The sequence below is a fragment of the uncultured Rikenella sp. genome (assembly GCF_948810725.1).
Classification (GTDB): Bacteria; Bacteroidota; Bacteroidia; order Bacteroidales; family Rikenellaceae; genus Rikenella.
On record NZ_CAQIVA010000010.1, the window covers coordinates 11,962 to 30,531 of the forward strand.

The window sequence follows — 18,570 nt, forward strand, 5'->3', positions numbered from 1 at the left end:
GGTGACCTCCCTGTACCCCGTTTGCTTGACCTCTGACCGGACGAGCTCCTTTGGCAGAAATCGCTATCTTTGTCTTCGACCATACCGAAATCGATTCTTATGAAAAAGAGCCTTTTTCTTTTGCTCGCCCTTTTCGGGCTGTGTGCGGCCCACGGCATGCGGCGACAGAGCGTTTCGCTCGACCGCGGATGGACCTATACCCCCAGCTGGGAGATGAACGCCGCCGCTGCCGCCCGGCCCGTCGATCTGCCCCATACGTGGAACACCGACCTGCTCGGCGGCAAACCCGACTACTATCGCGGGCTCGGGAACTACGTCAAAGTGATCGAAATTCCCGCCGGATGGAACGGGCGGAGGCTTTTCCTGCGCTTCGGCGGCGCCAACTCCGTCTGCGACCTCTTCGTGAACGGCAAACATGTGGGGCAGCACCGCGGCGGGTACACTGCTTTTGCCTGGGAGATTACTCCTCTCGTGCGCTTCGGCGGGCGCAACACCTTATGGGTGAGGGTCAATAATGCCCCCGACCTCGACGTCGCGCCGCTGACCGGCGACCTCAATGTCTACGGCGGTCTGTATCGCAGCGTCGAGCTGATTTCGACTCCCGCGACGCACATCGCCCTCGACGATTACGGGTCGAGCGGGCTTTACATCACCCCCACCCGGGTTTCTGCCGAGCGGGCCGAGGTGAATGCCCTTGCGGCGGTGCGGGGACGGAGCGGTGAGATGACGACCGCCGTCTTCACGGTGCGCGACGGCGAGGGGAACGTCGTCGAGACGTTGAACCGGCGCGTGAAACTCGATCAGGAGGGGCGCAGCGAGGTAGGCGTCTCGTTCGCGATCGACCATCCGCACTTGTGGAACGGTACGGAAGATCCCTATCTCTATACCTTGGAGGCGCGTGTGAGCAGCTCGGCGGGGACGCAGGATACGGTGTGCCAGGCGTTCGGCGTGCGGTGGTTCAACGTGGGCGACGACAATCGGTTCTATTTGAACGGCAAACCGTTGCGGATTCAGGGGGTTTGTCGTGTGGAGGACTGGGACGGCATCGGGAATGCGCTGCGGCGGCAGAACCATCGGCGCGATGTCGAACTGATGCGCGAGATGGGGGTGAATGCCGTTCGGTGCGCCTATTTCCCGAACGATCCGTATTTTCTCGACCTGTGCGACCGGGCCGGGATTCTGGTTTGGAGCGACCTGCCGCTGGTCGGCGCGGGGGGCTATAGGTACAAGGGATTCAACGATAGCGAGGGGTTTCGGGCGAACCTGCTGCAACAGCTGCGCGAGATGATGCGGCAGCAGTACAACCACCCGTCGGTCATCTGGTGGGGGCTGTTCGATCAGCTGACCCAGCGGGGGGCTGATCCGATCGGGGTGGTGCGCGAGTTGAATCGGGTGGCGAAAGAGGAGGGCGGCGGTCGGTTGACGGTGGCGGCGAGCAATCAGGACGGCGAGTTGAACTTCGTGACGGATTTGATCGGGTTCAATCAGTTTTTGGGTTGGAAATCGGGTCAGCCTCAGGATTTTGCCATTTGGACGCGCGATTTGCGGCGCGGGTTTCCGACGCTCCGGAGCGGCGTGAGCGAGTACGGCGCGGGGGCGAGCATCTATCAGTGGGCCGACAGTCTCAGTCGTCCGGACGCGGCGGGGAGCTGGCATCCGGAGCAGTGGCAGACGTGGTTGCACGAGAATTATTGGGGGGTGATCGCGTCGCGTCCGAACTTCTGGGGGACTTTCGTCTGGACGATGTTCGATTACGGGGCGGCGCATCGCACGGACGGCGCACGACCGGGGGTGGCGGATTACGGGTTGGTGACTTTCGACCGGCGGGTGCGGAAAGATGCTTTTTACTTTTACAAGGCGAACTGGAATGCTTCGGAATCGTTTGTCCATCTGGCGGACAGCCGTATCGAGGAGCGGTTCTCGCGGGTGCAGGCGGTGCGGGTCTTCTCGAACGCGAGCGATGTGGAGCTTTTTGTCAATGGGGTTTCTCAGGGGTTGAGGTCGAACGACGGTTTGGGACGGTTTCAGTGGACGAGGGTGACGTTGCGGCCGGGCGAGAATCTCTTAGAGGCGGTCGATCCGTTGTCGGGGGCTCGGGACAGCAGTGTGTGGGTGGTCGGCAGCCGGATCCAGCTGCCGGGTATCGAGTCTGCGGGCGGTCCGGAGGTGACTTCGTCATCGGGCGCCCGTTTGCAGCGTTCGCGGCAGTAGCGGGCTGAGTTGAGCATTGGGTCGAGGCTGTCCATTCCGAGTGCCGGGAGGCACCGCCCGCCCGGCGGACGCGTTCGCGCCACGGCGGGCGGCCTTTATTACTTCAAAGCAAACGCGCCCCCCGCCTAAAGAAGCGATTCAACTACTTCGGCGCGAGCCGAATATAGATGAATCGCGCAAGGCGCGCGAAAAAGCGGCGGAGCGACAGCGGAGCCGCAGTGGGGTGGACACGGGGCGGAGAACTGGGACGAGCTTTGGGCTTTGCTTTTGGTCGGGCTTTGGGCTGCGAGCGAATAGCGAAGCCTCCGCAGGCTGCGGTCGAGAACGCACCCGACAACTGTGTGCAGTGAATGGGGTGAACTATTGGTCTGGCTTTGGGCTGAACTGTTGGTCGTGCTTCTGCGACCCTTTGGGTCGCGCGGGCCGGACGCCTGCCCACGGGCGGCCCGCAACACGCCGCTTGCGCGTCGATAGTTGCGAGACCTCCCGGGCGTCCGACCGCCCAAGGTCAAACCAAAGTAGGGTAGAGGCTGTCGGTTACTTGGAGTAGAGGCTGCCAGCAAAATGCCCTGTGGGCGCGTTTATTCCGAGAGGCAACGCAACTGGACACCGTGGGCGCGGTAGCCGGAGCTGTTGGGGTTGATCCGTTGGGTATAGAAGCTCAAAAATGTGCCGTAGATGCGGTTGGTGCCGCCGACTGCGGGCGACCAGCTGAATCCGCCGTAGCCGACGTTGTCGGGCTGGCCTCCTCGCCCATAGTAGCCGCAGTCGCGGAAGCCCGGGGCGGCGCTTGGTTTTCGAAAACTCCCCAACCGCCTCTTCCTACTCGCCACTACCTCAAGTCGGAGCACCTTGCCCGCGCCCGTTTGTCGAACCGTTAAACAAAGATCGCCTCGCCGATACGCCGAAAAAACGGTTTTTTGCCCTATCTTTGTGAACCACAAACCGAAACCCTATGGCCAAGACCGAAGAACAGCAGGCGGGAACCGAGAAAAAATACGTCCTCACCCCTTTGATGAAGCAATACTACTCCATCAAAGACCAGCATCCCGACGCCATTCTGCTCTTCCGCGCCGGCGACTTCTACGAGACCTTCGGGCCCGACGCCATCATCGCCAGCAAGATACTCGGCATCACCCTTACCAAACGCGCCAACGGATCCGCCGCCAGCGTCGAACTCGCCGGCTTTCCGTACCACGCCCTGGACGTCTATTTGCCTAAGCTCGTGCGGGCCGGCCAGCGCGTCGCCGTCTGCGAACAGCTCGAAGACCCCAAACAGGCCAAAGGGATCGTCAAACGCGGCGTCACGGAGCTCGTGACCCCCGGTATCACCTTCGACGACAATATCTTAGACCATAAGGAGAATACCTACCTCGCCGCCGTTTCGCTCGGGCCGAAGGGCAGGGCAGGCGTCGCCTTCATCGACATTTCCACCGGCGAATTTTACGCCGCCGAAGGAGCCTACGACTACATCGACAAACTCCTGGCCAACCTCATGCCCAAGGAGGTCATTTTCAAAAAAGGCGACGAAAACGACTTCCGGCAAGCCTTCGGCGACCGGTACTACACCTATAAACTCGACGAGTGGGCCTTCAACTACGACAGCAACCGCGAGAAGCTCCTCAAACAGTTCGACACCACCTCTCTGAAAGGATTCGGGATCGACCTCCTGCCTCTGGCCGTGAGCGCCGCAGGGGCCGTGATCTACTACCTCGAATACACCGAACACAAAGACCTGAGCCATGTGCGGGGGATTTCCAGACTCGATCAGGACAAATACGTCTGGATCGACCGCTTCTCGATCCGCAACCTCGAACTCTTCCACCCGCTGAGCGAGAACGGCACCTCGCTCACCGACGTCATCGACCAGACGCTCTCGCCGATGGGAGCGCGGCTCTTGCGACGGTGGATCTCGCTGCCGCTCAAGGACAAAGCGGCCATCGACACTCGGTTGGAAGTGGTCAGTCACCTGATGCGCGACGCCAAGTTGCGGGATGAGTTGGGGGCCGAACTCACCGATATCGGCGACATGGAACGAATCGTTTCGAAACTCGCCGTCGGACGCGTCAATCCGCGCGAACTCGTACAACTGGCCAAAGGGTTGGCTGCCGCTGAGCGGATACGGACGCTCTGCGCCGAGAGCCCGAACGCCGAGCTGCGCAAATTCGCCGAACGCTTTGCCGACTGCTCCTCGGCGCGGACAGCGATCGAACAGTGCATCCTCGCCGAACCGGCCTTGATTCCGGGGCGCGGGCCGGTGATCGCTTACGGCGTGCACGACGAGTTGGACCAGCTGCGCGAGATCGCCACCGGCGGGAAAGACTATCTCCTCGCCTTGCAGCAGCGCGAGAGCGAAGCCGTCGGTATTCCGCTTAAAATCAGCTACAACAACGTTTTCGGCTACTACATCGAAGTCCGCAATGCCCATCGCGACAAGGTGCCCGAGGGGTGGATCCGGAAACAGACCTTAGTGAACGCCGAACGCTATATCACCGAAGAGCTCAAGGAGTACGAAGAGAAAATTCTGGGGGCCGAGGACAAGATCAACGCCATCGAAGTGCGCTTGTACGGCGAACTCGTTTCGGTTTTGCAGCCCCATGTGGCGATGATTCAGGGGAATGCCATGGCTGTGGCCGAACTCGACTGCCTCCAGTCTTTTGCCCATGACGCCATCGAACACAACTACTGTCGGCCGGAGATTACCGAAGACGATGTGCTGGAGATCAAAGACGGGCGGCATCCGGTGATCGAACAACGGCTGCCCATCGGCGAACCGTACATCCCGAACGACCTCTATTTGGACGCTTCGTCGCAGCAGATTATCATTATCACGGGGCCCAATATGGCAGGTAAATCGGCGCTGTTGCGGCAGACCGCCCTGATCGTTCTGCTCGCTCAGATCGGATGTTTCGTGCCGGCCTCTTCGGCCCGGATCGGGCTGGTCGACCGGATTTTCACGCGCGTGGGGGCCTCGGACAACATTTCGCAGGGCGAATCGACCTTTATGGTCGAGATGCTGGAGTCGGCCAACATCCTGAACAACATCTCGGGGCGGAGCCTCGTGTTGCTGGACGAGATCGGGCGCGGGACGAGCACCTACGACGGAATTTCGATTGCGTGGGCGATGGTCGAATACCTCCATGAACATCCGGCGGGGCGGGCCAAGACGCTCTTTGCAACTCACTACCACGAGTTGAACGAGATGGAGGCGCGGTTCGAGCGGATCAAGAACTTCAACGTCCAGGTGCGGGAGGTGGACAAACGGGTGATTTTCCTTCGGAAGCTGGTTCCGGGCGGTACGGAGCATTCGTTCGGGATCCATGTGGCGAAGATGGCGGGGATGCCTCCGCGGGTGATCGACCGGGCCAAGACGGTGTTGGAGGACTTGGAGCGGCAGCGGCGCAACGGTTCTTCGGCTCATGATGCGTCGGATGGCGGTGGCTCGGCTTTGTCGGCCGATTCGCCGGATACGACCGCTGTGTCGGCTGCACCTTCTCCCACGCCTTCTGTGTCTTCGAGCGAGAAGTCGATGCAGTTGAGTTTCTTCCAGCTGGATGACCCGGTGTTGAAAGATATCCGGGATCAGATCAAGGATTTGGACATCAACTCGCTGACCCCTATCGAGGCGCTCAACAAGCTGCATGAGATCAAGAAGTTGAGCGGTTTGTAGGGATGGACTGGGCCGGCTGTGGCGCAGCTTGTTTGTGTTCTGCGGGTAGACCCGGCCAGAGCATCCCGCAGGGATGCGCTCTAAAGTTTTTTCGGTTCCTTTTGTTCACAACCGACGCTGCCAGCGAGGGCAATGCAAACGCAGTTTGCGAATTGCCGAGCTGGCGAGGAGAAAGGCGAAGCCAAAAGGAACAGTTCGAGCCGGGGCAATGACCATCCGCGCGCGGACGAAGAACGGGGGTAGAGGCGGCCAGTTGAAATGCGTCAGCATTTCCCGTCCACGGGACGTGGGGCCCGCCCGGCGTAAGGGCAGTACCCTCCCGTAGGACGCGCGCGCCCCGCCTAAAGAAGCGATTCAGCTGTTTCGGCGGTGAGCCGAAACAGCTGAATCGCGCAAGGCGCGCGAAAAAGCGGCGGAGCGAAAGCGGAGCCGCAGTGAAGGCGGACACGGGGCGGAGAGCTGGGCTGTGCTTGTTTTCGCGCCGCGTTGGGCCGAGCTGTTGGTCGTGTCTTTGCGGTTCGTAGAACCGCCGGGCCTGCGCGCTGGGCCTTTGGCCCACCCCCCGGAGCGCGCAGCCCGAACCCAACAGAATGGGGCGAGTTTTGAGCTGCGAATTGTGCTGAATCTTTGGGTTGATTTGTTGGCCGAGCTCTTGCGGCTCTTTGAGCCGCGCAGTTCGCCGCCACCCCATGCGGCGGGCTGCAACTCGACGGAGCTCGTTGCACTCACCGCTGGCGGCAAACTGCTTTAACAAGACGCGCCGAGGACGAATGCCACAGAATTGGGCCGAGTTTCTGCGACCCAACGGGTCGCGCGGGCCGAAGCCTCCCGTAGCGGAGGCCCGCAACTGACGTTGCCGTGGGCCCCGCAGGCTTCGGCCGCCAATGTCAAACAAAAAAGGTAGGGTAGAGGCTGCCAGTCGTTAGGGTAGCTCCAGCCCATTGCCCCCCCCGGGCCCGCGGCGTTTATTCCGAGAGGCAACGCAACAGAAAACCGCGGGCACGAGTATCCGAAGTTCCCGAGTAGAGACTCTGGACATTGAAATTCAAATCCATGCCGTTGGTCCCGCCGACCGTAGAAGCCCAGTTGAATGCGTAGTTGCCCACATAGTTCAGCATACCCGACGCGTGATGGCGGAAGCCCGGGGCGGTCTTCCGTTAGAGCAACTCGTACCGCTGGTTGCGCAGAGCCGGCGTGAAGCCCGCCGCACGGATCGCCTCCTGCATCCGCTCGGCATCGATCGTCGTTCGACCCTCGAATCCCGTCGCGCTCACCACATTCTCCTCGATCATGATCGAACCCATGTCGTTCGCCCCCCCGTGCAACGCCATCTGGCCCGCCGCCAGACCCGTCGTCAGCCACGACGCCTGAATGTTCGGGATGTTGTGCAGCACCAGCCGGCTGACAGCGATCATGCGCAGAAACTCCGCCGTCTCCGCCCCTCCCGAAAGCCCCGTCTCCGCCTCCAGCGCCGTTCCCCGTCCTTGGTACGGCCACGCGATGAACGACAGAAAACCCGGTGCCGAATCCGATTTCAGAGATTGTAAATCCCTGATTTTTAAAAGATGCAGTATGCGATGCTCCGGTCGCTCCACATGGCCGTACATCATCGTCGCCGACGTGCAGAGCCCCATTCGGTGCGCCACCCGCATCACCTCCAGCCACGTGTCCGCCGAGCACTTTCCCGGCGAGATGCGGCGGCGGATCTCGTTGTCTAAAATCTCCGCCCCAGCCCCCGGCAGCGAGTCCAATCCCGCCGTCACGAGCCGTTCCAGAATCGTCCGATACCCCTCGGCATCGCTGCCGAAGCCCGAAATGCGCGCGATATGCGCGATTTCGGGCGGTCCCAGCGCATGCAGTTTGACATTCGGAAACTCGCTCTTGAGCGCTGAGAACAGCTCCTCGTACCACGTCAGATCGAGCCTTGGGTGCAGTCCGCCCTGCAACAGCAGCTGTTCGCCCCCCAGTGCCAGCATCTCCCGGATCTTCCGGCGGTACTCCTCCATCGACGTTACGTACGCCCGCTCCCGATCGGCCAGTCGGCAGTGGAAACTACAGAACTTGCACCCGCTCACGCAGACATTCGTGATGTTCACATTGCGGTCGATCTGCCACGTCACCCTCTCTTCCGGATGGAGCCGACGACGAACCGCGTCCGCCGCAGTCATCAATTCGGCCAGCGGCGCATCGTTCCACAGGGCCATCGCTTCGGCGAACGTGAGCGGCGTCCCGTCCAGCGCACGGTGATAAATGTCAGTGAGTGAGGTCATGTCGTAGAGAAATTTTCGTGCGACAAAGATAATATCCCGCTCGCCGGAAAGCAACCGCGCCCGTCGGACAGTGCGTTTCGACGAAACAAAATTTTGGAAAACCCGACGAAAAGGGTTACCTTTGTTCTGTTGTTCGTCTCCGCTTGGTGCGGGGGCAGAACGCTGTCGGCGCCGTAGCTTAATTGAATAGAGCATCTGACTACGGATCAGAAGGTTACAGGTTTGAGTCCTGTCGGCGTCACTTATTTCGAAATTGGGGCGAGGGTTCGCCCCTTTTTTTTGTGCAGAGGAGTGAGAAGATTTGGCGATCTGTCTGAAAAATCGTATCTTTAGGGAGGATCACTCAACTGTTTCAGAGATGAAAATCATAGGATTTTATGCCGATAGTTTCGAGGCTTCGCTGGTGCAGGGACAGCTGGCGAATGCGGGCATTCAGGCTTGTTTGCTCAACGAATACGTCAATGAGGTGATGCCTTGGGGTTCGGATTCGGATCGGGCGGTACGCGTGGGGGTGGCCGACGAGGACTATGCGGCTGCGATGGCCGTGCTGGCGCCGGAGGGGAGCGAAGAGGCGGAGGCTGCGGTGCCGAAAGCGTGTCCGTTCTGCGGTTCGGAACAGGTCTCGCTGGGGCTCAGAGGGCCGAAACGGTGGCGGAAAATTTTGTGGACGGCATTGGCGGCGCTGACCATGTCGCCTCCGGGGAAGGTGCGGGCGAATTACTACTGCCGGGAGTGCCGTCGGGAGTTCTGAACAGAGGGATTTTTGGTCGCGGCGGGCTGTGATTCCCGCACAACGCGCCGGGAATCGTAGGAGGTCAGCAGCCGGATGTATTGCTCTTCGTCGATGACCTGCCCGGTCAGAATGTCGGCAATCAGTTGCCGGTACAAGTCTGTCGCTTTTTCCGCCTCGTGGCTTCGGGGCGAGTGAAGCGTCAGTGTCCAGAGGTCGTATCCCACGACGCTGCGGAAGGTGATCTGTTCGCCGTCGAAAACCATGTCCGGATATTCGCTGCCCACATACCGGTTGATAAGGTGGGTCGTGTATTCATAAATCTGTTTTGCCAGCGCCTCGCCGACGGGCACTTTTTTCGCCTCGATGCGATATAGGTCGGGAGCTTCTGTCCGGATGCGCCGGATCATGGCGCGATTGTGTCGCAAAGAGCTGTCGATCAGAGTGCTGTCTCTGAATTGTTCCGCCGAAAAGCTCATGAGCGGGAACGCTTTCGTTAATTCGTCTTCCACCTCCCTGTAATTCGTTACCTGCTTGGCCTCCAGCATCCAGTTGCCGGTCGAGTCCCGGTAGAGGCAGAGTCCCGAACTCCCTTCGAACGACGGAGCGACGAAAAATTCGATCGGGGCGTTGAAATCGCCGAAAAAGCGTTTCTCCAGCTCGCTTTTGGAGTCGAGGTTGTACATTCCGTGCACCGACCCGTCCGGCTCGATGACGCGCACGGAGTTGGCGTAGTTGTTTTCGATGCGTTTCAGGAAACGGCCTCCGTTTTGCTGTGCTTCGGCCGCCTTGTGTGCGGCGAGCAGCATGGAGGCGAGCAGGAGGAGTCGTTTTTTCATATCGGTTGTCGAGTCGGAGTTGCTTCCCGAAGATAGGTTATTTTTACGGATTTCTGCAATTTTCCGGATAATAGAAAAGGAGAGGGGGCGATGTGCACAATGTGTCACATCGCCCCCTCTCCTTTGGGTTATATAGAGGCATGGGCGAGAAACCCATGCCTCTATGTCGATTATTTCCCCTCTTTCAATGCCGCGTGAGCCGCTGCGAGCCGTGCGATCGGCACCCGGAACGGCGAGCACGATACGTAATTGAGCCCTGCATAGTGGCAGAACTCTACCGAGCTCGGTTCGCCGCCGTGTTCGCCGCAGATCCCGCACTTCAAGCCTTCGCGCACCCCGCGACCCTTGAACACCGCTTCGCGGATCAGCTGGCCGACGCCCTTGACGTCCAGAATCTGGAACGGGTCTTGTTTCAAGATCCCCTTCTTCAGGTATTCCGGCAGGAACTTGCTGATGTCGTCGCGCGAGAAACCGAGCGTCATCTGGGTCAGGTCGTTGGTACCGAACGAGAAGAATTGAGCCACTTCGGCGATTTCATTGGCCGTAACCGCCGCACGCGGAACTTCGATCATCGTACCGATCATGTAGTCGATCTTGTCGTTGCGTTCGGCGAACACTTCGTTGGCCGTTGCGTCGATGACCTTCTTCTGGTATTTGAGCTCTTTGTGGTTCCCTACGAGCGGCACCATGATTTCGACGTGTACCGGAATCCCTTTCTTCTTCACGTTCATGGCCGCTTCGATAATCGCGCGGGTCTGCATTTCGGTGATTTCCGGATAGGTGTTCCCCAACCGGCAGCCGCGGTGCCCCAGCATCGGGTTGAACTCAGCCAGCGCTTCGACCTTTTCGCGGATCGTTTCGTAGCTGACGCCCATTTCGGCAGCCATTTCGCGCTGTTCTTTTTCGAAGTGGGGTACGAATTCGTGCAACGGCGGGTCGAGCAACCGAACGGTCACCGGGTTGCCTTCCATCACTTCGAACAGCCCTTCGAAGTCGCCGCGCTGAATCGGCAGCAGTTTGGCCAGTGCCTTGCGCCGTCCTTCTTCGTCGTCGGCGAGGATCATTTCGCGTACTGCCTTGATCCGATCCCCTTCGAAGAACATGTGTTCGGTGCGGCAGAGACCGATCCCCTGTGCCCCGAACGCGAATGCCTGTTTCGCGTCGCGCGGCGAGTCGGCATTGGCCCGCACCTGCAAACGTGCATATTTGCTGGCCAAGTCCATCAACTTGCCGAAGTCGCCCGACAGGTCAGCCGCCTGCGTAGCCACTTTGCCTTCGTAAACTTCACCCGTCGAGCCGTTCAGCGAGATCCAGTCGCCTTCTTTCAAGACCGTCCCGTCGATGGTCATCGTCCGAGCTTTGTAGTCCACCTGAATAGCCCCCGCACCGGAAACGCAGCATTTGCCCATCCCTCTGGCAACCACAGCGGCATGAGAAGTCATCCCCCCGCGCGCAGTGAGGATCCCGTTAGCGGCGTTCATCCCTTTCAGGTCTTCCGGCGAGGTTTCGATACGGACAAGAATGGTCTCTTTGCCCTGTTCTTTCCACGCTTCGGCGTCGTCGGCGAAGAAGACGATCTGGCCGGTGGCAGCCCCCGGCGATGCCGGCAGCCCTTTGGTCAGCACTTTGGCCGATTTCACCGCAGTTTTGTCGAACACCGGGTGCAGCAGCTCGTCGAGCTTGGCGGGTTCCACCCGCAGCACGGCGGTCTTTTCATCGATCAACCCTTCTGCGAGCATCTCCATCGCCATCCGTACCATCGCTTCGCCGGTACGTTTCCCCGACCGGGTCTGGAGCATCCACAGTTTACCGTCCTGGATGGTAAACTCGATGTCCTGCATGTCGGTGAAGTAGGTTTCGAGGTGGTTCTGGATGTCGTTCAGCTCTTTGTAAACCGTCGGCATCACCTCTTCGAGGGAGGGGTATTTCGCTTTCCGTTCCTCTTCGCTGATCCCCTGCAAGGCTGCCCATCTTCTGGAGCCTTCGATGGTGATCTGCTGCGGAGTCCGAATCCCTGCTACCACGTCTTCCCCCTGTGCATTGACTAAGTATTCGCCGTTGAAGATGTTTTCGCCGGTCGCCGCGTCGCGGGTGAAAGCCACCCCCGTCGCCGAGTTGTCGCCCATGTTCCCGAAGACCATGGCCTGTACGTTGACCGCGGTTCCCCATTCCGACGGGTATTTGTGCATCTGGCGGTAGAGGATGGCGCGTTCGTTCATCCAGCTTTCGAACACGGCGCAGATGGCGCCCCAGAGCTGTTCCCACGGATCGGCCGGGAAGTCCTTGCCGGTCTGTGCCTTAACCGCAGCTTTGAACCGGGTCACCATCTCTTTGAGGTCGTCGGTGGTGAGTTCGGTGTCGTTCTTCACCCCGCGTTTCGCTTTGATTTCGTCGATGATGACTTCGAACGGGTCGTGGTCTTCCTTGGATTCGGGTTTCATCCCGAGCACCACGTCGCCGTACATCTGCACGAACCGGCGGTACGAGTCCCAGGCGAACCGGGCGTTCCCGCTTCGTTTGGCCACCGCTTCGACCGCCTGGTCGTTCATCCCGAGGTTGAGGATGGTGTCCATCATCCCCGGCATCGAAACGCGCGCGCCCGACCGAACCGACATCAGCAGCGGGTTGGTAGCCGATCCGAATTCCATGCCCATCTGGCTTTCGACCTCTTTCATGGCTTTTTCGACGTCGGGTTTGATCATGGCGATCACGCCTTCTTTCCCGTGCGTATAGAATTCGGTACAAACTTCGGTGGTGATGGTGAAGCCCGCCGGCACCGGAATGCCGATGAGGTTCATCTCGGCGAGGTTGGCCCCCTTGCCGCCGAGCAGTTCTTTCATCTTGCCGTTTCCTTCGGCCTTTTTGTTACCGAACGAATAAACGCGTTTTACGTTAGACATGTGTGTGTTGATTTATGAATGAATTGTTTGTAAATCAGGGTGATTTCGGGCCGATCCCGTCCGTGCGCGGGCGCGTCCGTTCGGCAAATATACTGTATTTTTCGGGAATTTCATACCGCCTTCCGAAGGTTGGGCTTGCGGAGGCGCGGGTGAACTGGAACATTTGCGGGAATAGCCGGTATTCTGTATCTTTGGTGATAAAAATCAGGAAAGAATGCAAAAGGAACGTTCGACTTTATGCGGCGCTTTGGTTGTGGAAAGTACGCCGCTGACGGTACTCGTAGGGTTTGACCTGGAAGAGGGGCAGGAGGATGCCACTCGTTTTTTCGACAGTAACGGGAAGGTCATTTCAGAAGAGGAGTACAATGAATTGTGGTGCAATGTGATAGAAAACAGCTGGGCTGAAAAGGTGGATGAGTTGGGCGAACGGCTGATAGCCGAGGGGAAAGAGGACGATTTGATGACCGTGGATTGGGATCAATACGGATTGGGGGAGGGAGACGAGTTCTGGAATGAGTTTTGGAGCCAGCCGTTTACGCATGTGAATGACATGAAGGGTAATATTCAGGGCTGTAAACTGGTCGTGTTCAATCAGGAGGAGTGGCAGGGGCGATATCGGAAGGGGGATACCTTGGTGTGTCGCGTGACCTGTAGCCGGCCGGATCCGGAGAGCGGACTCTGGACGCAGGCGGATATCGTTCCCGTGGCAGATGCCGAACCGACCGGGGAGCTGTTCCGGGCGCCGGTGTCCAAGATTCTTACGGATGCTGAAGAAACGGAACCGTTGAAGCAGGACGTTTTGTATCAGGTACTGTATCTGCCGGCCGGTGTATATTTACCCAGCGGAGACTCGTGGGAATATCGGTTGATTCCTCTTCTTCAGGGCGGAGAGTAGGCGGAGGTCGATTTTTCTGTATCAGCGCATGTCGGAGAGTCCGTTTGGGTTCTCCGACAGGTGTTTTAGGGGCGGCATATTGTCGTTAGAGCCTCGCCGCCCCGGGCTTCCGCGATGCGGGATTTTACGAACATTCGGGGGTGCTATATCATGTGGGGAATGATGGATACTGTTGGGCCTCTACGCTCAGCGAGACTTACGGTATGATTCTGGGATTCAGTGTCACTTGGCTCGCTCCCTGCGGCGTGTACCACCGAGCTGTCGGTTTTCAGTTACGTTGCCTCTCGGAATAAACAGGAACCGAGGCTGCCAGTAAACGCCCTGTGGGCATGCCCCGGGCTACCGCGAGAGAGCCAATGGCGGGCTGAGCAACGTCGGCAGCCTCGGGTTCAGCTATTCGTCGGCGGTCAGCGGTACCAATGGCATGAACTTGGATTTCGGCGTGATGCACCTCAATACCAGCAACGCGAACGGCCGCATCTACGGTCATCAATTACGTTGCCTCTCGGAATAAACGGGGCCGAGGCGGCCTTAGCGATGCGCAAGCATCGCCCGTCCCGCCGGGGTCACCCGGCCGCCGCCCGCGCAGGGCAGTTCTATCCGGGGCAATGACCGGATCGCGCGCCGCCGCCTATAAAAGGGGAAATCGTCAAAATGTGCTGGCACGTTTTGACAAGATTTCCCAAAGGCGCGCGGGAAAAGAAAGCCCCGCCCCGGGCTTCCGCCAGGGTGCCTCGGGCGTGTTGGGCGATATCGGAGGCAACAGTTATAGCTGGTCTTCTGCGGTCAGTAAAATTAATGCTATTTATTTTTATTTCAGCATGATCCAGCTGACTCCGAGCAATGCGGCATACCGCACCTACGGTTTTCAGTTGCGTTGCCTCTCGGAATAAACGGGACAAGCGAGCTCCGCCCCGGGCCACCGCTATTCCCATTCGGGCGCGCTGATGGGCATCGCCAACTGCGGGTTCGTCTGGTCGTCCGTCACAAGCGACATCTACGGTTTGGACTTGCTTTTCAGCGTGACGAGTCTCGGTCTTGGCTATTCAGACAACTGCGCCCATGGTTTTCAGTTGCGTTGCCTCTCGGAAGAAACGGAACCCCCGCCCCGGGCTGCCGCGATTTCGGTCGCACGGACTATGAGGGCATAATAAGATTCGTTGGCAATAGTGGATTTTACTGGTCATCCACCACGAACGACATCTACGAGTTCGATTTACTTTTCCACTCACAGGATCTCGTTCCCAGTTATACAGACAGCCGCGGCCACGGTTTTCAGTTGCGTTGCCTCTCGGAAGAAACGGAACCCCCGCCCCGGGCTACCGCTGGTCAGCTTCAGGCGTGCTGGACGGCTACGGCAACGTCGGATTTTGCTATTCGTCGTCGGTGCACGGCAGCGGTGGGATGTACTTGTACTTCGACACGCAGAACCTCAATCCCAGCCACTCGGACGGACATGCCTACGGTCTTCAGTTGCGTTGCCTCTCGGAATAAACGGAGGGAGAAACGGCGCATTGAAAAAAATCGTAAATTTGTTGCGCTAACTGCGCCCTCGCCGCGCCCTCACGATGAGCATGGAACCGAACGAACCTTCGTCATACTACACCCTCTACCACTTCTTCCGCGAGCGGTTCGTGCTGCCCGTGCGGTTGTGGCTCTTCCGGTTCGTCCGGACGGTGCTGCTCGTCTTCATCGTGGCCTCGGTCGTCAATTTCGTCTTCTCCTACTTCTTCTATACCCCCAAGATGCACCGCCTGAGCGAGCAGAACGAAGCGATCGTGCACGACTACCAGCTGCTCGAAAAGCGTGTCGACGCTTCGCTGGCCCAGCTCTCGGAGCTCCGGGAGCGCGATCATGCCGTCTATCGGGCCATCTTTTCGGCCGATACGCTCGATATGCCGGGCGTCTATGTGCCGTATGCCGACGAGAAATACGCGTCGGTGGGCTACGGACGCTATGCGCCGCTGATGACCCGCGTGTGGGAAAAGATGGACGCTTTGGCCCGGCAGCTCTATTTGCAGTCCCTCTCTTACGACGAGATCGAGAAACTTGCCGTCGACAAGGACTTGATGGCCGAGGTCGTGCCGGCCATCATGCCGCTCGACAAGACCAAACTGCGCGGCGATATCGGCGCCTTCGGGATGCGGATGCACCCGATCCTGAAACGGTGGATCGGTCACGAGGGGATCGACATGGGGGCGGCGACCGGAACCCCGGTCTATGCCACCGGGACGGGGCTCGTCGCCGACCAGAAACCGCAGTCCGGATACGGTATCCAGATCGTGATCGACCACGGATTCGGCTACCGCACGCGTTATGCCCACCTCAGCAAAAGCCTCGTCAAACCGGGACAACTCGTCAAACGCGGCGAGCTGATCGGCGAAGTCGGCAGCACGGGACGCTCCACCGGGCCTCACCTCCACTACGAAGTGATCTACCGCGGACGCCCCGTCAATCCGATCAACTACATCAGTCGCGATATGAGCGAAGAAGAGTTCCGCACCATTACCGAATCGGCCAAGGCCACCATTTACGAACTCGATGAGTAAGAACCCGGTACATAATTCGACCCGTCCCCGGCGGCGCAAGAAACTGGTGACATGGACCTTCCGGTTCTTCAGCGGGTTGGCCGTGGCGGTGATCTATTTCGTCGTCTTCTCCCTCTTTTTCGACACCCCGATCGAGTACGAACTCAAGAAAAGCACCGCGAAGATCGAAAAAGAGTACCGCGCTTTGGAACAGCGGTACGCCATGTTGCAGGAGATTCTGGAAAACGTCTCGGAACGGGACAGGAGCGTCTATAAGATTCTTTTCGAGGCCGATCCGGCGACCCGGGCCGAAGAGGATCGGCAGCGGGGCATCGCTTTTCGGACACGCCTCGACGGGATGACCAACAAGGAGTTGGGGAACTATTTCGACGAACACCTCGGGCTGCTGTATCAGCGGGTCTCGAACTACGACGCCACCACGGAGCGGTTGCACGAGCGGGTGGCCCGGGATGTCGCCCGGGCGCTCTCCACGCCGGCGATCCAGCCGGTCGACAACCGGCAGCTGAAACTCCTCACCGCATCGTTCGGCGAGCGGGTGCATCCGTTTTTCAAGACCATGTCGCAGCATAACGGAGTGGACTACTCGGTGCCGGCGGGTTCGGCGGTCTTCGCCACGGCGGACGGCACGGTACAGAGCTTGCAGACCCGGGGACAGACTTCGGGGCTCAGCCTGACGATCGACCACGGGAACGGCTATCAGACCGTCTACTCGCATCTGGACAAGGTGACGGTCGAGCCGGGCCGGCGGGTGAGTCGGGGGGATATCATCGCTTTTTCGGGGAATTCGGGCCTTTCGTTCGCGCCTCACCTGCACTACGAGGTGCACTATCGGGGGCGGCCGGTCGATCCGATCAACTACTTCTTCATGGAGCTCGGGATGCCCCAGCAGCAACGGCTTCAGGATATCTCCCGACTCGGGATGCAGTCCTTCGACTAGGATTCGGGCTGTTAGGAAAATAAAAATAAATACCACATAACGAAATGAAAAACAAAGTCTTACTGATGATCCTCGACGGTTGGGGGAAAGGCGACCACTCGTCGCGGGACGCCATCTTCTCGACCCATCCGAAATTCATCGACTCGTTGATGCAAAGCTATCCCAATGCCGAACTGCTCACCAGCGGCGAAAACGTCGGACTGCCCGACGGACAGATGGGGAACTCCGAAGTGGGACACCAGAATATCGGTGCCGGGCGCATCATCTACCAAGACCTCGTGAAGATCAACCGCGCGGCGAAAGACGGCTCCATTATGAAGAATCCGGAGATCGTCGCCGCTTTCGAATATGCCAAATCCAACGGCAAAAAAGTCCATTTTATGGGACTCGTTTCAGCCGGGGGAGTGCACAGCTCGCTGGAACACCTGTTTACGCTGTGCGACATCGCGAAACACTACGGGATTTCGGATACTTACGTCCATGCCTTTATGGACGGTCGCGACACCGACCCCAAGAGCGGAGCGGGATACTTGCGCGAGTTGGAGGCACACATGGCGAAGTCGACCGGAAAGATTGCCAGTGTGATCGGACGCTACTACGCCATGGATCGCGACAAACGGTGGGAACGGGTCAAAGAGGCTTACGATTTGATTGTCAAGGGAGTTGGGGCGAAGGCGACCGACGCGGTGGCGGCAGTCGAGGCGTCGTATGCCGAAGGGGTGACCGACGAGTTTATCAAACCGATCGCTCTGACCGATGCGGCCGGGGCGCCGATCGGTTTGATCGAAGAGGGGGATATGGTCATCTTCTTCAACTACCGGAACGACCGCGCCAAGGAGCTGACCCAGGTGCTGACCCAGTGCGACATGCCGGAGCAGGGGATGACGACCATTCCGCTCTACTATTGTACGATGACTCCTTACGACTCGTCGTTCCGGGGGTTGCATATTCTGTTCGACAAGGAGAATGTGGAAAACACGCTCGGCGAGTGGATATCGAAGCAGGGGCTTTCGCAGTTGCGGATTGCCGAGACCGAAAAGTTCGCTCACGTGACCTTCTTCTTCAACGGCGGCCGCGAGCAACCGTTCGAGCGGGAAAAACGCATCCTGATCAACTCGCCGAAGGTGGCGACCTATGATTTGCAGCCCGAGATGAGCGCTTACGAGGTGGCTGACGCGTTGGTGAACGACATTCGGTCCGAGGCGCCGGACTTCATCTGCCTGAACTTCGCGAACGGCGATATGGTGGGGCATACGGGGGTCTATGACGCGATTCAGAAGGCGGTTCGTGCGGTGGACGAGTGTGCCGAAAAGGTGGTGACAGCGGCTCGGGAAGCGGGTTATACGATCTTGATTTGTGCTGACCACGGGAATGCGGACAATGCGGTGAATGCGGACGGGACGCCGAATACGGCGCATTCGTTGAATCCGGTGCCGTTGATCGTGGTTTCGGATTCCATCAAAGCGGTGCATGACGGTGTATTGGCGGACTTGGCGCCGACGGTGCTGAAGATCATGGGCCTGCCTCAGCCGGCTGAGATGACGGGACACGCATTGGTTTAGGCCGGTC

Annotated in this window: 16 protein-coding genes and 1 tRNA gene; 12 read left to right on the forward strand and 5 right to left on the reverse strand. The window is 59.1% G+C overall.

Going from position 1 to position 18,570, the window contains the following annotated elements; genetic code table 11:
* Positions 1–99: 99 nt before the first annotated feature.
* Entirely contained in the window at positions 100–2,211 is a 2,112-nt protein-coding gene (locus Q9S52_RS05150; RefSeq protein WP_304708380.1) for a glycoside hydrolase family 2 TIM barrel-domain containing protein, read from the forward strand.
* 581 nt (positions 2,212–2,792) lie between these two features.
* On the opposite strand, the gene Q9S52_RS05155 is transcribed toward Q9S52_RS05150, so the two are convergent.
* Positions 2,793–3,023: a hypothetical protein gene (locus tag Q9S52_RS05155; protein WP_300828318.1), complete on the reverse strand. Its 231-nt coding sequence runs from the start codon at positions 3,021–3,023 to the stop codon at positions 2,793–2,795.
* 143 nt (positions 3,024–3,166) lie between these two features.
* Here Q9S52_RS05155 and mutS point away from each other — a divergent pair, with 143 nt between their 5' ends.
* Positions 3,167–5,881, forward strand: a complete 2,715-nt coding sequence (gene mutS, locus Q9S52_RS05160; protein WP_297623516.1) for a DNA mismatch repair protein MutS — start codon at positions 3,167–3,169, stop codon at positions 5,879–5,881.
* A gap of 965 nt (positions 5,882–6,846) precedes the next feature.
* Here the strand turns inward: mutS and Q9S52_RS05165 are convergent.
* On the reverse strand, positions 6,847–6,999 hold the full coding sequence (locus Q9S52_RS05165) for a hypothetical protein (protein WP_300828688.1): 153 nt from the start codon (positions 6,997–6,999) through the stop codon (positions 6,847–6,849).
* A gap of 39 nt (positions 7,000–7,038) precedes the next feature.
* Positions 7,039–8,151 carry a CofH family radical SAM protein gene (locus tag Q9S52_RS05170; RefSeq protein WP_304708381.1) on the reverse strand — a complete coding sequence of 371 codons (1,113 nt, stop codon included), beginning with the start codon at positions 8,149–8,151 and terminating at the stop codon, positions 7,039–7,041.
* 167 nt (positions 8,152–8,318) lie between these two features.
* On the opposite strand from Q9S52_RS05170, the gene Q9S52_RS05175 reads away from it, so the two are divergent.
* Both Q9S52_RS05175 and Q9S52_RS05180 read left to right on the forward strand, forming a co-directional pair.
* Positions 8,319–8,392, forward strand: a tRNA-Arg gene (locus tag Q9S52_RS05175).
* Between the two features lie 117 nt (positions 8,393–8,509).
* The gene (locus tag Q9S52_RS05180) at positions 8,510–8,902 is read left to right on the forward strand and encodes a DUF2007 domain-containing protein (protein WP_294593689.1); all 393 of its coding nucleotides are present in this window, start codon (positions 8,510–8,512) and stop codon (positions 8,900–8,902) included.
* On the opposite strand, the gene Q9S52_RS05185 is transcribed toward Q9S52_RS05180, so the two are convergent.
* Together Q9S52_RS05185 and ppdK are read right to left on the reverse strand one after the other, a co-directional pair.
* The gene (locus tag Q9S52_RS05185) at positions 8,872–9,720 is read right to left on the reverse strand and encodes a hypothetical protein (RefSeq protein WP_304708382.1); all 849 of its coding nucleotides are present in this window, start codon (positions 9,718–9,720) and stop codon (positions 8,872–8,874) included. The two genes, Q9S52_RS05180 and Q9S52_RS05185, sit on opposite strands and share 31 nt — an antisense overlap.
* 170 nt (positions 9,721–9,890) lie before the next feature.
* Positions 9,891–12,620 (reverse strand): pyruvate, phosphate dikinase, encoded by a 2,730-nt coding sequence (ppdK, locus tag Q9S52_RS05190; RefSeq protein WP_294593693.1) that lies wholly within the window; start codon positions 12,618–12,620, stop codon positions 9,891–9,893.
* A gap of 214 nt (positions 12,621–12,834) precedes the next feature.
* Here ppdK and Q9S52_RS05195 point away from each other — a divergent pair, with 214 nt between their 5' ends.
* The 8 genes from Q9S52_RS05195 to gpmI all read left to right on the forward strand — a co-directional run bounded on the left by Q9S52_RS05195 (position 12,835) and on the right by gpmI (position 18,563).
* Positions 12,835–13,515, forward strand: a complete 681-nt coding sequence (locus tag Q9S52_RS05195) for a hypothetical protein (RefSeq protein ID WP_304708383.1) — start codon at positions 12,835–12,837, stop codon at positions 13,513–13,515.
* Between the two features lie 140 nt (positions 13,516–13,655).
* Complete coding sequence (locus Q9S52_RS05200) at positions 13,656–13,808, forward strand: hypothetical protein (RefSeq protein WP_304708384.1); 153 nt, start codon at positions 13,656–13,658, stop codon at positions 13,806–13,808.
* A gap of 363 nt (positions 13,809–14,171) precedes the next feature.
* Complete coding sequence (locus tag Q9S52_RS05205) at positions 14,172–14,408, forward strand: hypothetical protein (protein ID WP_304708385.1); 237 nt, start codon at positions 14,172–14,174, stop codon at positions 14,406–14,408.
* A gap of 54 nt (positions 14,409–14,462) precedes the next feature.
* Complete coding sequence (locus Q9S52_RS05210; RefSeq protein ID WP_304708386.1) at positions 14,463–14,666, forward strand: hypothetical protein; 204 nt, start codon at positions 14,463–14,465, stop codon at positions 14,664–14,666.
* A gap of 133 nt (positions 14,667–14,799) precedes the next feature.
* Positions 14,800–15,009 carry a hypothetical protein gene (locus Q9S52_RS05215; RefSeq protein ID WP_304708387.1) on the forward strand — a complete coding sequence of 70 codons (210 nt, stop codon included), beginning with the start codon at positions 14,800–14,802 and terminating at the stop codon, positions 15,007–15,009.
* Between the two features lie 80 nt (positions 15,010–15,089).
* Positions 15,090–16,064, forward strand: a complete 975-nt coding sequence (locus Q9S52_RS05220) for a M23 family metallopeptidase (protein WP_294593700.1) — start codon at positions 15,090–15,092, stop codon at positions 16,062–16,064.
* The gene (locus tag Q9S52_RS05225; protein ID WP_297628313.1) at positions 16,057–17,001 is read left to right on the forward strand and encodes a M23 family metallopeptidase; all 945 of its coding nucleotides are present in this window, start codon (positions 16,057–16,059) and stop codon (positions 16,999–17,001) included. Before Q9S52_RS05220 ends, Q9S52_RS05225 begins: the two co-directional genes overlap by 8 nt.
* Positions 17,002–17,045: 44 nt before the next feature.
* Positions 17,046–18,563 (forward strand): 2,3-bisphosphoglycerate-independent phosphoglycerate mutase, encoded by a 1,518-nt coding sequence (gpmI, locus tag Q9S52_RS05230; protein WP_300726852.1) that lies wholly within the window; start codon positions 17,046–17,048, stop codon positions 18,561–18,563.
* Positions 18,564–18,570 lie beyond the last annotated feature (7 nt).